Source organism: Roseomonas alba (genome assembly GCF_019430885.1).
In the GTDB taxonomy this organism is placed as follows: Bacteria; Pseudomonadota; Alphaproteobacteria; order Acetobacterales; family Acetobacteraceae; genus Neoroseomonas; species Neoroseomonas alba.
In genome coordinates this window covers 344,196-361,024 of the sequence record NZ_JAHYBZ010000007.1, presented here as the reverse complement: position 1 = coordinate 361,024, position 16,829 = coordinate 344,196, and the positions used below count along the sequence as shown (strand labels likewise).

The 16,829-nt window shown below is 71.3% G+C and carries 18 protein-coding genes; 6 read left to right on the top strand and 12 right to left on the bottom strand.

The annotated features are described in order from the left end of the window. Window positions 1-106: 106 nt before the first annotated feature. The 5 genes from KPL78_RS30870 (at window position 107) to KPL78_RS20880 (ending at window position 6,824) form a co-directional block, all read left to right on the top strand. The gene (locus tag KPL78_RS30870; protein ID WP_211848961.1) at window positions 107-931 is read left to right on the top strand and encodes a universal stress protein; all 825 of its coding nucleotides are present in this window, start codon (window positions 107-109) and stop codon (window positions 929-931) included. Window positions 932-1,021: 90 nt separating this feature from the next. After that, the gene (locus KPL78_RS20895; protein ID WP_219764922.1) at window positions 1,022-3,769 is read left to right on the top strand and encodes an HAD-IC family P-type ATPase; all 2,748 of its coding nucleotides are present in this window, start codon (window positions 1,022-1,024) and stop codon (window positions 3,767-3,769) included. A 39-nt stretch (window positions 3,770-3,808) separates the two neighbouring features. Next, a complete protein-coding gene (locus KPL78_RS20890; RefSeq protein ID WP_219764921.1) occupies window positions 3,809-4,303 on the top strand; it encodes a phosphate-starvation-inducible PsiE family protein in 495 nt (164 codons plus the stop codon). Further along, the gene (locus tag KPL78_RS20885; protein ID WP_219764920.1) at window positions 4,300-5,388 is read left to right on the top strand and encodes a patatin-like phospholipase family protein; all 1,089 of its coding nucleotides are present in this window, start codon (window positions 4,300-4,302) and stop codon (window positions 5,386-5,388) included. Before KPL78_RS20890 ends, KPL78_RS20885 begins: the two co-directional genes overlap by 4 nt. Next, window positions 5,385-6,824: a GntP family permease gene (locus KPL78_RS20880; protein ID WP_219764919.1), complete on the top strand. Its 1,440-nt coding sequence runs from the start codon at window positions 5,385-5,387 to the stop codon at window positions 6,822-6,824. The genes KPL78_RS20885 and KPL78_RS20880 overlap by 4 nt, the downstream gene beginning before the upstream one ends. Before the next feature lie 10 nt (window positions 6,825-6,834). Here KPL78_RS20880 and KPL78_RS20875 read toward each other — a convergent pair whose 3' ends face one another. The 6 genes from KPL78_RS20875 to KPL78_RS20850 all read right to left on the bottom strand — a co-directional run bounded on the left by KPL78_RS20875 (window position 6,835) and on the right by KPL78_RS20850 (window position 11,509). Continuing rightward, window positions 6,835-7,836 (bottom strand): calcium/sodium antiporter, encoded by a 1,002-nt coding sequence (locus tag KPL78_RS20875; RefSeq protein ID WP_219764918.1) that lies wholly within the window; start codon window positions 7,834-7,836, stop codon window positions 6,835-6,837. A gap of 212 nt (window positions 7,837-8,048) precedes the next feature. Next, on the bottom strand, window positions 8,049-8,522 hold the full coding sequence (mnhG, locus tag KPL78_RS20870) for a monovalent cation/H(+) antiporter subunit G (protein ID WP_211848967.1): 474 nt from the start codon (window positions 8,520-8,522) through the stop codon (window positions 8,049-8,051). Beyond that, on the bottom strand, window positions 8,515-8,823 hold the full coding sequence (locus KPL78_RS20865) for an MrpF/PhaF family protein (RefSeq protein ID WP_211848968.1): 309 nt from the start codon (window positions 8,821-8,823) through the stop codon (window positions 8,515-8,517). Before KPL78_RS20865 ends, mnhG begins: the two co-directional genes overlap by 8 nt. A gap of 36 nt (window positions 8,824-8,859) precedes the next feature. Then, window positions 8,860-9,267: an MnhB domain-containing protein gene (locus tag KPL78_RS20860; RefSeq protein ID WP_246523935.1), complete on the bottom strand. Its 408-nt coding sequence runs from the start codon at window positions 9,265-9,267 to the stop codon at window positions 8,860-8,862. Continuing rightward, window positions 9,267-11,345 carry a hydrogen gas-evolving membrane-bound hydrogenase subunit E gene (gene mbhE, locus KPL78_RS20855; protein ID WP_211848969.1) on the bottom strand — a complete coding sequence of 693 codons (2,079 nt, stop codon included), beginning with the start codon at window positions 11,343-11,345 and terminating at the stop codon, window positions 9,267-9,269. Before mbhE ends, KPL78_RS20860 begins: the two co-directional genes overlap by 1 nt. Next, a complete protein-coding gene (locus KPL78_RS20850) occupies window positions 11,279-11,509 on the bottom strand; it encodes a hypothetical protein (RefSeq protein ID WP_211848970.1) in 231 nt (76 codons plus the stop codon). The genes mbhE and KPL78_RS20850 overlap by 67 nt, the downstream gene beginning before the upstream one ends. Window positions 11,510-11,825: 316 nt before the next feature. On the opposite strand from KPL78_RS20850, the gene KPL78_RS20845 reads away from it, so the two are divergent. Then, a complete protein-coding gene (locus KPL78_RS20845) occupies window positions 11,826-12,674 on the top strand; it encodes a SulP family inorganic anion transporter (protein WP_338148311.1) in 849 nt (282 codons plus the stop codon). Window positions 12,675-13,169: 495 nt separating this feature from the next. Here KPL78_RS20845 and KPL78_RS30350 read toward each other — a convergent pair whose 3' ends face one another. The 6 genes from KPL78_RS30350 to KPL78_RS20815 form a co-directional block, all read right to left on the bottom strand. Then, on the bottom strand, window positions 13,170-13,985 hold the full coding sequence (locus KPL78_RS30350; protein WP_255569254.1) for a DUF3489 domain-containing protein: 816 nt from the start codon (window positions 13,983-13,985) through the stop codon (window positions 13,170-13,172). Window positions 13,986-14,082: 97 nt separating this feature from the next. Next, the gene (locus tag KPL78_RS20835) at window positions 14,083-14,319 is read right to left on the bottom strand and encodes a hypothetical protein (protein WP_219764917.1); all 237 of its coding nucleotides are present in this window, start codon (window positions 14,317-14,319) and stop codon (window positions 14,083-14,085) included. Window positions 14,320-14,419: 100 nt separating this feature from the next. After that, entirely contained in the window at window positions 14,420-14,947 is a 528-nt protein-coding gene (locus tag KPL78_RS20830; RefSeq protein ID WP_219764916.1) for a hypothetical protein, read from the bottom strand. A 298-nt stretch (window positions 14,948-15,245) separates the two neighbouring features. Further along, a complete protein-coding gene (locus KPL78_RS20825) occupies window positions 15,246-15,800 on the bottom strand; it encodes a hypothetical protein (RefSeq protein ID WP_219764915.1) in 555 nt (184 codons plus the stop codon). After that, entirely contained in the window at window positions 15,790-15,933 is a 144-nt protein-coding gene (locus KPL78_RS30345) for a hypothetical protein (RefSeq protein ID WP_255569253.1), read from the bottom strand. The genes KPL78_RS20825 and KPL78_RS30345 overlap by 11 nt, the downstream gene beginning before the upstream one ends. A 122-nt stretch (window positions 15,934-16,055) precedes the next feature. Further along, window positions 16,056-16,547 (bottom strand): hypothetical protein, encoded by a 492-nt coding sequence (locus KPL78_RS20815; RefSeq protein ID WP_219764914.1) that lies wholly within the window; start codon window positions 16,545-16,547, stop codon window positions 16,056-16,058. Between the last annotated feature and the right edge of the window lie 282 nt (window positions 16,548-16,829).

Sequence of the window (16,829 nt, the reverse complement as noted above, 5' to 3'; positions counted from 1 at the left end):
CGGAACAGCGCTCCGCGGTTCGGCAGCGCGCCATGCTCTTGAAAACCGACCTCGTGCGCGCCTCATGCTCGCGGGGTCCGAATTGAACGTGAAGGAGGCTGGGATCGTGGCTGTCACTACAATCGCGCTGCATGTGGAGCCGGACACGCTGGGCGCGGTGGATGCGTCCATCGCCCTGCCTCTGGCCCTGGCGGAGGCGCATTCGGCGCATGTTGCGGCACTGGTGTTCGCGGCGAGCGTCTATCGCCCCGAGCCGCCGGGCGGAGACGCCGAGATGCCGGAGACCGAGCTGGCAGCGCACGAGGATGGCGTGCTGCTGCACGTCCGGGCGGCGCTCGAGACGCGGGGCCTGCGCTTCGAGGTGCGCGGCCGCAGCAGCTTCGCCTACGGCGTCGGGGAGGTCCTCGCCGATCAGATGCGGGTCAGCGACCTCGGTGTCATGTCCTTCGGGTCGGGCGCCGACATCGGCAAGCGCTTCGTCGCCAACGGCGGCATCTTCTCGTCCGGACGCCCCATGCTACTCGTGCCGCCCAGCCACGCCGCCGCGTCGCCGCCTTCACGCGTCATCGTGGCCTGGGATGCCTCGACCGCTGCGGTGCGCGCGGTGCATGGCGCGCTGCCGCTCATGAAGCGGGCGGATTCGGTAACTGTCGTGAGCGTCACCGACGACAAGGAATTCCGCCCGGGGCAGTCGGCGGTCGAACTGACCCACCTGCTGGCGCGGCACGGCGCGAAGGCCAACTTCCGGCCCGTGCAGCGCGGCAGCGGCGGCGTGACGCGCGCGATCCTGGACGCCGCGCGGGAGGCCCAGGCGGACCTGCTGGTGATGGGCGCCGTCCGGCATGCACCGCTGCACAATCTGGTGTTCGGCAGCGCGACGATGGACCTGCTCGACCAGGGGCCGACGCTGCCTACGCTGCTGGCCGCATAGGCGGACCGGTCATCCGAGCGGTGGGCAGGTCGGGTCCAGCCGCGCACCACTGGACGACACTTGGGACCATGACCATCGAGGAGAGGCGGCATGTCGCTTCCACCAGGCCCGGCACCGCCGCGCGCACAAAACGGAGGCGGCGCCGGCTGGCATAGCCTGGCGACGGAGCAAGCTTTGGGCCGTCTTGGTGCGGCGCCCGCGGGCCTCACGCGCGGTGAGGCCGCCCGGCGCCTCTCCGAGCACGGCCCGAACACGCTGCCGGCGGCCGCGCCGCGCAGCGCGTTCCGGCGCTTCCTCGCTCAGTTCAACCACCTGCTGATCCAGGTCCTGATCGCCGCGGCGGCCATCACCGGGGTGCTCGGCTACTTCAAGGACGCCATCGTCATCCTGAGCGTGGTGCTGGTGAACGCCACCGTCGCCTTCGTCCAGGAAGGCCGCGCAGAGCAGGCGCTCAATGCCATCCGCGACATGCTCAGCCCGCACGCTTCCGTGCTGCGCGACGGCGCACGGATCACCGTGGACGCGGCCGATCTCGTACCCGGCGACGTGGTGCTGCTCGAGCCGGGCGAGCGCGTTCCCGCCGACCTCAGGCTGCTGCGCGCGCGCGGCCTGCGTGTCGAGGAGGCGGCGCTGACGGGCGAATCGGTGCCGGTGGACAAGACGTCCGATCCCGTGGCGGCGGACGCGCCGCTCGCCGACCGGACCTCCATGGCCTTCTCAGGAACGCTGGTCGCCGCGGGGCAGGGCATGGGCGTCGTCGTCGCCACCGGCCCGGCGACCGAGATCGGCCGCATCAGCGGCATGATCGGTGCCGTGCAGACGCTGACGACGCCGCTGCTACGCCAGATGAACCTGTTCGCCAGGCGGCTGACCGGGATCATTCTCGGACTGGCGGTCCTGATCTTCGCCTTCGCTTGGCTCTTCCGCGGTTTCGGCGCCGAGGAAGCCTTCATGGCCGTGGTCGGCATCGCGGTGGCCTCGATCCCCGAGGGGCTGCCGGCGGTGATGACCATCACGCTCGCGATCGGCGTGCGGCGCATGGCGGCGCGCAACGCCATCGTACGGCAATTGCCGGCGGTCGAGACTCTCGGCGCCGTTTCCGTCATCTGCTCCGACAAGACCGGCACGCTGACCCGCAACGAGATGGCGGTCGCGGTCATCGACTCCGATTTCGGCCGTTTCGAGGTCTCGGGCTCGGGCTATGCGCCCGGCGGCAGCGTCGCCCTGGCCGGCGAGACGCCAGGCCCCGCCGCGCTGGCGCTACTGCAGGAACTCGCGCAGGGCGTCGCGCTGTGCAACGACGCCGCGCTGCGCGAGCAGCCGGACGGCGGCTGGACGGTGGCGGGCGACCCGATGGAGGGGGCGATGCTCGCCTTCGCCGCCCGGGCCGGTCTGGCGCCCGAGACGGCGCGGCTGCGCCATCCGCGGCGCGACGAGATCCCCTTCGACAGCCGCCACCGCTACATGGCGACGCTGCACGCCGGCCACGACGCTGCCTTCGTCTGCGTCAAGGGCGCGCCGGAACGGGTCTTGGCCATGTGCGCCGCGGTCCGGCGGGAAGACGGCACCGCACCGCTGGACGCCTCCGCTTGGCGTGCCCGGGCCGAGGCGCTGGCCGCCGACGGGCTGCGTGTCATCGCCGTCGCCACCAGGGCCGACGTGCCGCACGGCACCGACACCCTGGCGCCCGCCGACATCGAGGGCGGGCTCGTGCTGCTGGGGCTGCTCGGGCTGATCGACCCGCCGCGCGAGGAGGCGATCGCCGCGGTGGCGGAATGCCAGGCCGCCGGCATCCGCGTGAAGATGATCACCGGCGATCACGCCGCGACCGCGAGCGCGATCGCGCGCCAGGTCGGGTTGCGCGGCGCGGGGTCGGTGGTCACCGGCGCCGAGCTTGACACGCTCGACGACGCGACGCTGCGCGTGCGCGTGTTGGAGAGCGATGTCTTCGCCCGCACCAGCCCCGAGCACAAGCTGCGCCTGGTCGAGGCGCTGCAGGCCGGGGGCGCCGTCGTCGCCATGACCGGCGACGGGGTGAACGATGCCCCCGCGCTCAAGCGCGCCGATGTCGGCGTGGCGATGGGCCGCAAGGGCACCGAGGCGGCCAAGGAAGCGGCCGAGATGGTGCTGGCCGACGACAACTTCGCCACCATCGCCGCCGCCGTGCGGGCCGGGCGCACGGTCTACGACAACCTCACCAAGACCGTGACCTTCCTGCTGCCGATCAATGGCGGCGAGGCGATGAGCATCGTGCTGGCGATCCTGCTCGGCACGCAATTGCCGATCACGCCGACGCAGATCCTGTGGGTGAACATGGTGAGCTCGGTCGCACTCGCGCTCACCCTCGCCTTCGAGCCGACCGAGCCCGGTACCATGCGCCTGCCGCCGCGCCCGGCCGACCAGCCCCTCCTTACTGGCTTCGTGGTCTGGCGCATCGTCTTCGTCTCGCTGCTGTTCTTCGGCTGCGTCTTTGGCATGTTCAAATTCGCCACCGCGCAGGGGCTGTCTGTCGAGACGGCGCGGACGATGGCCGTCAACACACTCGTGGCGGCCGAAGTCGCCTATCTGTTCAGCGTGCGCTACCGGCACGGTGCTTCGTTGAGCTGGCGCGGCATGCTCGGCACCCGGGCCGTGCTGATCGGGGTCGCGGCGGTCATCGTCCTGCAGTTGCTTTTCACCTACGCGGCGCCCATGCAGTTGCTATTCGCGTCCCGGCCGCTGGATCCGCTCGCGGAAGGGTTGCCCGTGCTGGCGGTCGCGGTGTTGATCTTCGCGCTGCTCGAGATGGAGAAATGGGCGATACGTCGCTTGCGCCCCTTGATCGTGTCTGCTGCCTGATCGCCACCCCCCCCATCGCCCCAACAAGAAGGACCCGACATGGCGCCGGACCAGGAACCCCTCATCGACCGGCTGCAATACGTCATCCGCATGTGTGTCCGCGCCATGGCGATCATGATGATCTTCGTGATCATCATGGGCGTCGTGGATATCGGCTGGGTGATCTGGCAACGTATGGTCTCGCCGCCGCGCTTCATCCTGACAATTGCCGACATGCTGGCGACCTTCGGCGCCTTCATGGCCGTGCTGATTGCCATCGAGGTCTTCGTCAACATCACGATCTACCTGCGCGAGGAAGTCATCCACATCAAGATCGTCATCGCCACCGCCCTGATGGCGGTGGCGCGGAAGGTGATCATCCTGGACCAGGAGACGACCCAGCCGATGGAGATGTTCGGACTCGCTCTTCTGGTCGTCGCAACGAGTGTCGGCTACTGGCTGGTCCAGAACACGCCCCCGGTCAGCGTGCGGTTGGCGCGGAAGGACAACGCCGAAACACCGCCAGCCCGCCGCGACGGGGACGCCGGCACTTGACCGCCCGCCCGCCATCCGGCACCGCAATGCCGCCGGTCCGGCTCGAACTCGCGCTGCAGGGCGGCGGTGCGCATGGCGCCTTCACCTGGGGCGCGCTGGAGCGGCTGCTCAACGAGGACGGCATCGAAATCGTGGCCATCAGCGGCGCGAGCGCCGGGGCGGTCAATGCCGTGCTGCTGGCGCACGGGCTGATGGAGGGCGGCCGCCCGGCGGCGCAGCGCACCCTGTGGCAGTTCTGGAAGAGTGTCAGCCGCGCGGCGCAGGCGGCGCGGCTCGCGGCCGGTCCCTTCGGCGCGGCGCTGCCCGAATGGGCGCCCTTCGCGCTGTGGTCGGCCACCCAGGCCGCCTGGCGCGCCTTCGCCGAGACGGCGATCGGCGGGCTCGGCGGCGGCACGGCACTGGGCCAGAATCTCAACCCGCTGCGCCGCCTGCTGGCCGAGGCGGTGGATTTCGAGCGCCTGCGCGCCGCCGACGCGCCGCGGCTGTTCCTCTCGGCGACCGACGTCGCGACCGGCGCCTTGCGTGTCTTCCGCAACGCCGACCTGACGCCCGAGGCTGTGCTGGCCTCGGCCTGCCTGCCGCATCTGTTCCGCGCCGTCGAGATCGACGGCCGCGCCTACTGGGATGGCGGCTACCTGGCCAATCCGCCGCTGGCGCCGCTGATCGCCGAAGCCGACGCGAGCGACCTGCTGATCGTCCAGCTCACCCCGCAGGAACGGCGCGAGGCGCCGCGCGGCGCCGCCGCGACCGCGGAGCGGCTGAACGAGATCGTCTTCAACGCGAGCCTGGTGAACGAACTGCGGGCGATCGCCGCGCTCCAGCGCGCGCTGGCAGAGGGCGGCGGGGCGGGTGCCGGCGCCGAGCCGCTGTTCAACCGGCTCGGCTCGCTGCGGCTGCACCGGATCAGCGCCGACGAAAGCGTCTTCGCGCCCGGCGACAGGGCGCGCCTGCCCGAGTGGTCCTATCTGCAGTGCCTGCACCAGCAGGGCTTCGATGCCACCGGCGCCTGGCTCGCGCGCCACCGCGCCGATCTCGGCCGGCGCGCCACGCTGGCCGTCCCGCCCGACGCCGGAATGCTGCCGTGAGCGGCATCCTCGGCATCCTCGCCGCGCTGGCGCTGCTGATCCTGCTCGCCTATCGCGGGGTCAGCGTGCTGGTCGCCGCCCCGCTCGCCGCCCTGGCCGCGGTGCTGGCGGCGGGCGCGCCGGCGCTGGCCTCGCTCACCCATGTCATGATGCCCGCGCTCGGCGGCTTCCTCGCGCAGTTCCTCGCGCTGTTCGTGCTCGGCGCCATCTTCGGCAAGCTGATGGAGGAGACCGGCGCGGCGCGCGCCCTGGCCGCGGCGCTGGCGGCGCGGCTCGGCCCGGCCAACGCCATCCCGGCGGTGGTGCTGGCCTGCGCGGCGCTGACCTATGGCGGGGTGTCGCTGTTCGTCGTCGCCTTCGCGGTGCAGCCGCTGGCCGCGGAGCTGTTCGCCCGCGCCCGCCTGCCGCGGGCGCTGATCCCGGCGACCATCGCGCTCGGCGCATTCACCTTCACCATGACCGCGCTGCCCGGCACGCCGGCGATCCAGAACGCCATCCCGATGCCCTTCTTCGGCACCACCGCCTTCGCCGCCCCCGGGCTCGGGCTGATCGGCGGCGCGGTGATGCTGGGCTTCGGCCTCGCCTGGCTGCTGTGCCGGGCGCGGCGCGGGCGCTTCGCCGCCGATGCGCCCGAGCCGCCGGCGCCGGCCGCGGCGCGGCTGCGCGAGATGGCGCAGGGCGAGGGCTTCGACATCGCCGAGGCGCTGCGCGACGGCGCGCCTGCCGCACCGGCACCGCCGCTGGCGCTGGCCGCTGCGCCGATCCTGCTGGTGGTGGTGCTGAACGGGCTGTTCGCCGGGGTGGTCCTGCCCTCCCTGCTGGCCGGGCAGCCGGCCGATCCGCGCCTGGGCGGGGCGGATCCGGCGAACCTGATCGGGTATTGGGCGATCCTGCTCGCGCTCGCCGTCACCATCATCTTGACGCTGCTGGCCAATCTGCGCCGCCTGCCGCGGCTGGGCGAGACGCTGGGCGCCGGCGCCAATGCCGCGGCGATCCCGGCGCTCAACACGGCGGTGCTGGTCGGCTTCGGTGCGGTGGTCGCCTCGCTGCCGGCCTTTGCCCTGGTCCGCGACGCGGTGCTCGGCATCGCGCCGGGCAATCCGCTGGTCTCGCTCTCCATCGCGGTGAACATCCTGGCCGGCATCACCGGCTCCGCCTCGGGCGGGATGAGCATCGCGCTCGGCACCATGGGCGAGACCTACCTCGCGCGCGGGCTCGCCGCCGGCATCGCGCCGGAAGTGCTGCACCGGGTGACCGCCATCGCCACCGGCGGGCTCGATGCGCTGCCGCACAGCGGCGCGGTGGTCACGCTGCTGGCGATCTGCCGGCTGACGCACCGCGAATCCTATGGCGACATCTTCGCCGTCGCCTGCGCGGGGCCGATCCTGGCGCTGGTGGTCGTGCTGCTCCTGGCCGGCCGGTTCGGCGCCTTCTGACGCTTGCGCCTCACGCCACCGGCCAGATCGACCATACATAGACGACATAGAGCGCCATCAGCGCCGCGCCCTCGCGGCGGCCGATCCGCCAGCCGGTGCGGGCGACGACCAGCAGCAGCAGCGACACGCCCAGCATGACCCAGACGTCGTAGGCGACGATCGCCGCGGGGATGGGCGTGGGCGCGAGCAGCGCCGTTGCGCCGCCGATACCGAGGATGTTGTAGATGTTGGACCCGAGCACATTGCCCAGCGCCACATCGGCGTGGCGGCGCAGCGCGGCGATCACCGAGGTGACGAGCTCCGGCATCGAGGTGCCGATCGCGACGATGGTCAGCCCGATCACCGTCTCCGACACGCCGAGGCCGCGCGCCAGGCCGGCCGCGCCATCCACCAGCAGGCCGCCGCCGAACACCACCAGCACGAGGCCGCCGAAGGCGAAGCCGGACGAGATCGCGACCCCCTTCCAGCCCGCCCCCGGCGCCGAGGCATGGGTCACGTGCAGGCCGCTCGGGTGGACTTCCTCGAAGGCCAGCGCCTTCTCGAAGGCGGCGGTGTGGTCCGGTTCGCCGCGGCTCTCCTCGCGCCAAGCGTAGGCGATGTAGGCGACCAGCCCGGCCAGGAACAGCGTGCCCACGGCGCGGTCGAGCATGCCGAAGACGCCGACGCCGGCGAAGGCCAGCGCCACCGCCGCGCCGATCGTGCCGTCGCGGCGCAGCGCCCCGCGCCCGACGGCGATCGGCGTGATCAGCGCGGCGATGCCCAGGATCACCAGGACGTTGGCGATGTTGGAGCCGACGATGTTGCCCACCGCGATTCCGGGCGAGCCGGCCAGCGAGGCCTTCACGCTGGTCACCAGCTCGGGCGTCGAGGTGCCGAAGCCGACCAGGGTGAGGCCGATCAGCAGCGGCGACACGCCCATTCGCTCGGCGATCTGCACGGCGCCGCGCACGAACAGCTCCCCGCCCGCCACCAGCAGGATCAGGCCACCCGCGATCAGAAGAGCGTCGTTCATTGGTCGTCCTCATGTTGGCAGGTCCCGATCGGCGGGCGGCGCACGAATCCGGCCCGTGGAGTCTGGGCAGATCCGACGGGCCCTGTCATGCCTGCCGTATCGTCTCCCTCGGAAGCGTCCGGAAGGCCAAAGGCCCCGCCGCCAGCGAGATGCCCCGTGTCGGCCCGGAACTGCGCGGGCGCGCGGCTGCGATCGTACTACAGCACGGACGGTCAGGGCGCAGCGCCGCGCGCGTCGCCCGGACCGGCGGGCCGCGCCGGGCCGTCCGGCGCACCCGGCATGGACGCGATGGCCGGCGCCGGGATGGCAGCGGCCTGCTGCACCGGGGCGGGAGAGGCGGTTTCGTCATCAATGGCATGGCGCGGCAGCACGCCGGCCAGCGCGTCCTCGGCGCTGCCCGCCCACAGCGGCGCACCGCCGATATAGGCGGCGCGGCCGAGCGCATGCGAGGAAAGCGGCACCGTCACTAGCAGGAACAGCACGATCAGCCCGACGCGCAGCCAGGCATCACCGCTGCCGAAGGCGAGGCCGGCGCCGATCAGGATCAGTCCCGCGCCGACCACCCCCGCCTTGGTGGCGGCGTGCATCCGGAGGAAGGCGTCGGGCAGCCGCGCCACGCCGATCGCCGCGATCAGCGCGATGGCGGCGCCCAGCACCAGCAGCAGGGCGGCGAGCGCGTCAGTCATCGCGCGCCTCCGGCGGGCGGGAGGCGCGCGCGATGAAGGCGGCGACGCCCACCGCGCCGACGAAGCCCACGAGGCCGAGGCCGAGCGCGACATCGAGCAGCGCGAGGTGCCCGCTGGCCAGCGCCGCGAGCGCGGTGGCGCTGACCGCGAGCAGGCCGAGCAGGTCCATCGCCACCGCGCGGTCGGCGATGCCCGGGCCGCGCAGCATCCGCCAGCCGGTGAGCGCGACCGCGACCGCCAGCAGCATGTAGCAGGCGGCGGCCAGCAGCAGGCCGAACAGCAGGGCGAGCAGCGTTTCCATCTCAGAGCCGCCCCGCCCGTGCGAACCGTGCCGCCTTCATGCCGCGTCCTCGCCCAGGAAGGGCAGCACAAAGGCCAGCGCGAAGCCCAGCACCACGAGATAGACGCCGATGTCGAAGGGGATCGCGGTGCCGATCGGCAGGCCCTCCATCCACTGGTGCGTCAGCAGCGGCTCGGCGTGCAGCAGCAGCGCCGGCAGGCCGGAGCCGGCGGCCAGCAGCAGCCCGATGCCGCCCCAGGCCAGCGGGTCGAGCCGCAGCACGCGCCGCGTCGCCGCCGGGCCGCGCGCCAGCGCGTGGAAGACGAAGCCGAGCGCGCCGATCAGCCCGCCGATGAACCCGCCGCCCGGCTCGTTGTGGCCGCGCAGCAGCACGAAGACCGACAGCGCGACGCAGGCCCACAGCACGTAGCGCGCCGAGGCGCGCAGGATCAGGCTGTCCAGCATCAGCCCGGCTTCCCGGCCCGGCGCAGCAGCACCGCGATCTCGCCCAGCGTGTCGAGCGCCCGGAAATCCACGATGATGACATTGACGACGTTGCGCCCCCTCGCCTCCGGCACCGCGGCCTGACCCATCCATTCAGTGATGAAGGGGTCGAAGGGCACCGAAAGCACGGCGAGCAGGATGGCGGTGCCGGCCGCGCCCACGCCGGCGGCGAGCAGCGCGTCACGCCGGCGCTCCGGCGCGCGCCGCGCGTCCGGCGCGTGGAAGGGCAGCCGCGCCAGAATCGCGACCAGCAGCACGATGGCCAGGATCTCGACGGTGAACTGGGTGAAGGCGAGGTCGGCCGCGCCCAGCGTCAGGAACAGGATGCCGACGCCGAAACCGACGAGTGCTGCCGCCATCACCTGGCCGAACAGCGCACGCAGCCGGCAGGCGGCCAGCGCGCCGGCGAGGATGACAGCCGCGAGCGCGAGTTGTGCCGGCCCGGCCCACGGACCGGGCAGCGGCAGCGCGAGCCCCCCGCGAGCCATCAGAACCAGCGCCGCGCCGGCGAAGACCAATGCGAGGCTCGCCGCCAGGTAGCCGCGCAGGCTGCCGCCTTGCACCCGGCGCGTAAGCGCCACCGCGACGGCCGAGACGGCGCGCATCGCGCGACCATAGCCGGCGTCCGGACCGTAGGTGTCGAGCCAGGTCTGGCCGGCCAGCGTGGGCTGCAGGCGCCGCCAGCCCAGGAACATCAGCAGGCCGAGGCCGAGCGCGGCGAAGGACATGGTCATCACCACCGTGCCGCCCTGCTTCTCGCCGAGCGCGATCCCCGTCGGCCGGCCGAGGATGGCGCCGGCCGCAGGCTCGATGATGGCGGCGGAGATGAGGTGCGGCGCCATGCCGAACACGAGCCCAAGCGTCGCCAGAACGATCGGCGCGACGAGCAGCGCAGGCGGCGGATCCTTCGCCACGTCGCGGGTTTCCATTGGCTTGCCCATGAAGGGCCGCGCCGCGACGACGCCCGCAACCACCACCATCGCCGCGTTCACCACCAGCGCGACCGCAGGCAGCAGTCCCGGCACGCCGAGTTGAACGGTGAACAGCAGATCCTTCGCGAAGGCGCCGATGAAGCCCGGCGCGCCCGCCATGGAGAGCCCCGCCAGCAGCGCCGCGGCTGCGGTGATGGGCATGCGCCGAGCCAGACCGCGCAGTTGCATGGCATCGCGCGTGCCGGCCTTCTTGTCCACGATGCCGGCAATCAGAAAAAGGCTCGCCTTGTAAAGCGCATGGACCAGCAGGAAGACGACCGCGGCGGTCGCGGCGAGCGGGTCCTCGATGCCGATCAACGCGACCAGCGTGCCGAGCGCCACCACCGTGGACCAGGCGAGCTTGCGCTTGAGGTCGCGCTCGCGCAGCGCCAGCACCGCGCCGGCCAGCATGGTTGCGGTGCCGAATCCGGTGAGCAGGCCCTGCCACAGCGCCATCTCCTGGAAGGCGGGATTCAGCCGCGCCAGCAGATAGACCCCGAGCTTCACCATGGTGGCCGAATGAAGATAGGCCGAGACCGGCGTCGGCGCCGCCATGGCGTTGGGCAGCCAGAAATGCAGCGGCCACTGCGCGCTCTTGGCGAAGCAACCGATTGCGATCAGCACCACGATCCAGGGCGCCGCCGGATGCGCGGCGAGGGTGCTGCCCTGCGCCAGGATGGCGGAAATGCGGAAGGTGCCGGCGGCATCCCCCAGCACCAGGATCCCTGCGAGCATGGCGAGGCCGCCGGCCACCGTCACCATCAGCCCCTGCTGCGCGGCACGGCGCGCCTCGGCGCGATGGGCGTCGAAGCCGATCAGCAGGAAGGAGGCGAGGCTGGTGAGTTCCCAGAAGGCGAACAGCAGCAGCAGGTCGTCGGCCAGAACCGCGCCCAGCATCGCCGCCATGAACAGCGTGAGCACCGCGAGTAAGCGGTGCAGCAGCGGGTGCCCTTCAAGATAGGCGGCAGCGTAGAGGAACACGCCGGCACCGATGCCGGCGATCAGCAGCGCGAAAAGGCGCGACAGGCCGTCGAGGCGGAAAGCTCTACGCCGAGCGTCGGGATCCAAGGCAGGCTGAACATGGCCCCGTCGGGGGTCGTGAGGACCAGCAGGAACAGCGCCGCCGGGAGCGCGGCGAGCCAGGGCGCCATGACGGGGGCACGGCGCAGCCCCCAGCCAACCAGCGGGACGCAGGCCAGGGCAAGGAGCGGAATGGCGGGCAGCGCGAGCATGCCGCCTGATTGCAGGCTTCGCACCGGCAGGTAAAGGACGCACCGCAGTACGAAGGCATGCGGACGCCGTTCTTGCTTTCCAGCGGCGCTAGCGCCGGGACGTGGGGATGTGTGCGGGTTCCGACAACTTCGCCCCGTGACGACGGCCCCCGTGCTGGACCCAGTCCTCGCGGTCGTCTTCCGCACGACGGATGACCGGCGCGAACGCGTCCCAAGGTTGAGAACCATCTGGGTCCACCTCAGCCAGATGCCACGCAAGCACAGGTCGGGCGAGGCTGTCTCCGCTTAGCGCTTCTCCCGTTGCTGCGGTTGGACGCTGCGGTTGAGCGTGCTGACCAAGTTGATCAGCGACAGCATCCTGGTCGGCTTCAAGGCCGGCGCGGGCATTACCATCGCCATGACCCAGTTGCCGGCGCTGTCGCAATCCGCCGTGGCGGAGAAGGCGGGATCGCGCACGCCGCTCACGCTGATCCTTGCTTCCGTGGCGCTCGGCCTTTGCCTGCTGTTCCTGACCGGGCTGTTCGCGAACCTGCCGAAGGCGGTGCTGGCGGCGGTCGTGCTGACGGCCGTGGCCGGCCTGATCGACATTCCGGCGCTGATCCGCCTGTGGCGCGTCAGCCGGCCCGATTTCGCGGCCGCTGCGGTCGCGCTGGCGGGCGTACTGCTGTTCGGGATCCTGCAGGGCATCCTGCTCGCGGCACTGGTGTCCGTGCTGATCATGCTGGTGCGGACGAGCCGGCCGCATGTGGCGTTCCTCGGCCGCGTGCCGGGCACGACGCGGTACAGCGACATGGCGCGCCACCCGGAGAACGAGCCGATCCCGGGGGTCATCGCCTTCCGCCCGGAAGGATCGCTGCTCTACGTCAATGCGGAGGCTGTGCTCGATGCCGTCATCGCGCGGTTCGGCGCCGCGGGCCCCGCCACGCAGCGCCTTGTGGTCTGCGACCTCTCCGCCGCGCCCTATCTCGACCTCGCGGCCACGGCGATGCTGCGGAAGCTGCATGCCGAGGTGGAGCGCCGAGGCGCACGCCTGGCCGTGATAGGGGCGCACGGCGCCGTGCGCGACCTTCTGCGACGGGAGGGCTTTGCGGACCTGGTCGGTGACATAGGCCGGGCTTCGACGCTTGAGGCCGTTCTCGACAACACGCCAGCCATGAGGCCGTGAGCCGCGGCACGATCGGATCGCTCCGTGGGCTTCATCCGGTCTGTGGGCTTGTGCGTTGGCTGCGGCGAAGTCGCGTGAACGCCGTTGGGGTACGGCCGCTATCCATAGCGTGAGGCGCCAATATCAGCTCGGCTGATGTTGGGTGCAGGCGAGATAAATTGAACGGCGGCGGATCATCGGCCCGAGCCGCCGCGTTCAGTTGAAGGCACCTGTCCCGGACCAGCCGCGCGTCTCGCAAGCGCCGTTCGGCCGCATCGGCCGGCCGGGCTCGATGAATCCGAAGGCTCTTTTTTAGGCGGGAATAATCCCTGCGTGCCCCCTCCCGCGGATGGCTCCCCCAAAGTGCCAAAGATTCGATCCCCCCTCCCCATTGCTGGCGTCAGCCGCAGGGAGCGTCGATCTGCGCGCGGGCAAATGAGGAGGTTGGAATCGTGGTCGCGAATCATCAGGGCTCGCGTCGCCTCAGCGGCGCGTCCTGATCCAATCGCGCGCGGGTCAGCCCACTACTCTATAGATCGTGTAGCTTCCGCGCGCGCCTTCCGTGTTGGGGCCGACCTGGCGGATGCGCTCAAGAACCTGCACCTCGATCCCGTGGCGCTTCTTCAGGCCCGCGAAGAAGCCGCGGACCGTGTGCTGCTGCCAGCCGGTCGCCTCGCAGATCTGCGCGATGGTCGTACCCTCCTCGCGACGGAGCAGGGCGAGCACTGCCTCTTGCTTCGTGCCCTCGCGCGGCCTGCGCGCCGCACCGGGCTCGCGGGCGGCGCGCGGCGGCTTGCCTGCCAGGGCGGCGCGTAGGACGCCCATCGGGCCGTCGAGGGCGGAGATCATGTCCGTCTCGCGATTGGCCTCGTCCTGCCAGGCGGCCAGCACCGCCGCGGCGGCGTTGCGCAGGCTCGCGCGCGCGGCGGGCGTGGGCGCGACGTGGGCGGGTTCGGCTTCCTCCGCGGGGGCAACCCCCTCGGCAGCGGCGTCCGCGCCCGTGGGCGCCGTGTCGGGCATGCTGCTCTCAATGCCCGAGCAGTCGGGCTCGCCGGCCCCCGCGTCGCCCTCGCTCGGGTCGATGCCGATGGCGCGCAGCCCGTCGTCGGTGATGCGCGCGACGATCCAGATCCCGTCCTCATCCTGGCGCCAGCCGAGCCCGACATGCTCCCGCGGGGCGTTGATCTCGGTGAGCAGGTGGGCCTTGATCAGGCTGCGGAACACCGCGTTGCGGGCGGCGGCCGGCAGGGTCTTCGGCGCGCGAGCGAGGCCCATCTCGTGCTGCGCGGCAGCGCTCAGGATCACGCGCTGGGTGTCGGAAAGCTTCGTCATCGTGATGGTCTCCGGGGTCGGGTGCCGAACATCGGCCCCTACTGCCGGGAGCCCCGCCGGCGCTGCCGGTCGGGGCCGCGGCGGGATGCGGCGCGTGCTACTCGGCGAATTCGTCGCGCTCGAAGTAGCAGTCCGTCACGCTCGCCAGCCGGCTGTTCCAGTGTCCCAGCGTCGCGGCCTTGCCCCAGAGAACATCCTCCGGATCCGCCCCGAAGTGGTCCGCGCTCATCTGCTGCAGTTCGGCGACCATCGCGTCGAAGCGGGCCTTCTGTTGCAGAAAGGCTTCGAGGCTCTTCTGCTGGCTTCGGGCGGCGTGGGCTCCGCGGTCGGTCATCATTGTCTCCGTCGTGATGCAGGGCATCCCCTGCGCGCAACGGACCATTCGCGCTGTGCCGCGCGCGAGCCAAGCGAGATGCAGCGTCATTCTATGGCGATTATGACGGGTGCCGGATCACATCATGACCGTCGCGCAGCCCGTCATCGGGCGGAGGATCAAGGCGCTCCGCCATGCTGGCGAGCAGCACGCCGATCTGCTCCTGCAGCAGGGTCTGGACGAGATGCGGATCGCGGCCGATCTGCGCGGCGATCTGTCCAGACACGCGGGCGGGCCAGTTCAACAACGCGTCGCGCATCGCGCCGGCGATATCGTCGATGCGTGCATTGGCAGCGTTCACCTCCATCAGCCTCCCCTTGTCGCGATCCAGAGCAAGACGCTGCGCCTCGACCAGCAGGGCAAGACGGGCGAGCGTCAGCCGGCCGAGGGCTGAGCTCTCTAGCGGCGGCGACAGGGGCGAGCGAATCGGGCGAGCGGATGCAGCGAGATCGCGCGCGACGCGCGCGAGGTCCCAGGTGCCATCCGGCTCCTGCGTGATGCGTCCAATCTGCGCTGCCTTCTGGATGGCCGTGTGCGACACGCCGAGGCGTCGGGCGACTTCCCGAGCCGAGGTCACGCGCTGCGGCATGTATCTTCACCTCGGTGTGACGGTGGGACCCCGGCTCGGTCGCTGCCGTTCCGCCCCGATGCTCGCGTGGCAACCTGGCAACCTGGCAACCTGAATTTTCACCTGTCGCTAGCGAAGTCGCGCGCTGCTGCTCCCCGCATACGCCGGTCCCAGGAAGGAACCAGGGCCTCGAAGCCGAGGCCGGCACAGCTTCTCAACGTAGCGACAACTTACCCCGACTGGTTTCCGCTCCGCTACTGCTGTGCAGCACCTCGAAGCGCGGTGCTGGCGGTGCGCGCGACACCGCCAGCGTCCGACGCTACGCCGCCTCGCGCATCCTCCGCACGAGACCGTAGTGTACCGCCAGGACCGAGAGCGCGGCGGTGAACATCCCCTGCGCCTGGGCGGGCGCGATCGGCTTCCCCTGCCAGCCCTGCGACATGGCCCATTCACGGATCGAGCACTCAAGCCCGAGCACGTGCCACGCCGCCGAGCCGCCCGGGCTCCCTGGTCCGCCCAGCGCATCGAGAGCGGTTGCTACCTTGTCGCGCGCCGCGACCTGTCGCTCCGTCAGCGTGGCGCCCGCGCCCTTCGGCATGCGGATGAGCTGCGTCGTCCGCACGCCGTCGAGCGCCGCGGATCGGAACTGCGTCCGGAACACGCAGCCGGCCTCGTGCATCTCCGGAGAGATCGTGCCGTTGGCCAGCATGGCGCCGAGCGTGTCGACCGCGCGGCGATGCTGCACGGGCGTCCCCGTCTCCGGGTCGGCCTCGCGGACGGCCTCGCCGAAGCCACCATGCTGCAGGCGCCATTTCGACGGCCGGGACAGATCCTCCGGCTTCTGCTTCGCGCGCGCCTTTCCCTTAGCGGCCATGCACCCTGCCTCCGTTGCGTCGCCCCCAGCGCCTGGCTGCCTCGTTGGCGATCGCCTGGCGCACCGTCGGATCCGCGATCTCATCCACCGGCAGCATGGCCAGGCCCTGCTCGTGCCACGCCCGGCGTTGCATGGCGTCGATCTCCGCAGCGGAGGTCGGGCTCCGTGCGCACTCGAGTGAGGAGCGCGGAGGCCGGGAGCCACCCGCCACTGCTGAGGTCGGCCACGGCTGCGTGCCATCGGTGCGCATGGGCCTCACGCTCCGCTTGCCGCACGAGCAGCCCGCCGGAGCGCAGCGGGCAGCGACGGGTGATCCGGTCGAGGCGTGACCCGATCCGACGACCGGTCTACGGGAGCCGGGCAAAAATGTTGCACGAGGCGCTCGATGCTGTTGGCGGTCGCGATCGCTGCATGCGCCCGCAGGAACGGAAGGACGTGCTTCGTTCGGAACGGCAGCCATTCGGCCTTCTCCGGCACCCACACGGCTTCGAGGATGTGATGCGGCGTGCAGAACTCGACGTAGTGCCCACCACCTTCGGGGATGACCCAGGCGAGGACCTGCATGCCGTCCAGATGATCCGGACCGATGTGGTCGATGAAAGGCAGGAAGTTCAGAACCTTGGTCAGCGCGGCGTGCCACGGGATCCCCCCGCCGTTGCAGACCGTCTTCGCACGCCCGATCCATTCGGGCTTCTGCGCCTCGATGATCTCGCCGTGCAGATAAGTGGTGATGGTGTCGTTCTTCACGATCGGTGTCCTTTGGATCCTGATGGAGAGCAGCCGGCGGTCGCAGTGGCATGGTGGCCCGCGGGCACGCGGTGTCACGGAGGGCGCATGGCCAGCCGCACGCGGCCGCGTCGGAACGATGGGTCCGGGTGGGTCCAGGTCTGGGTCCGGGTTGGGTCCGGGTCTGCGTGGCGAAAAAACCGCAGAAATCCGCCATGGGTCCGGGTGGTCCGGGTAGGTCCGGGTCGTTCCCTTACTCTTCCTATACCCCACTATGCGCGCATCACGCGTGACGCGCGCGAT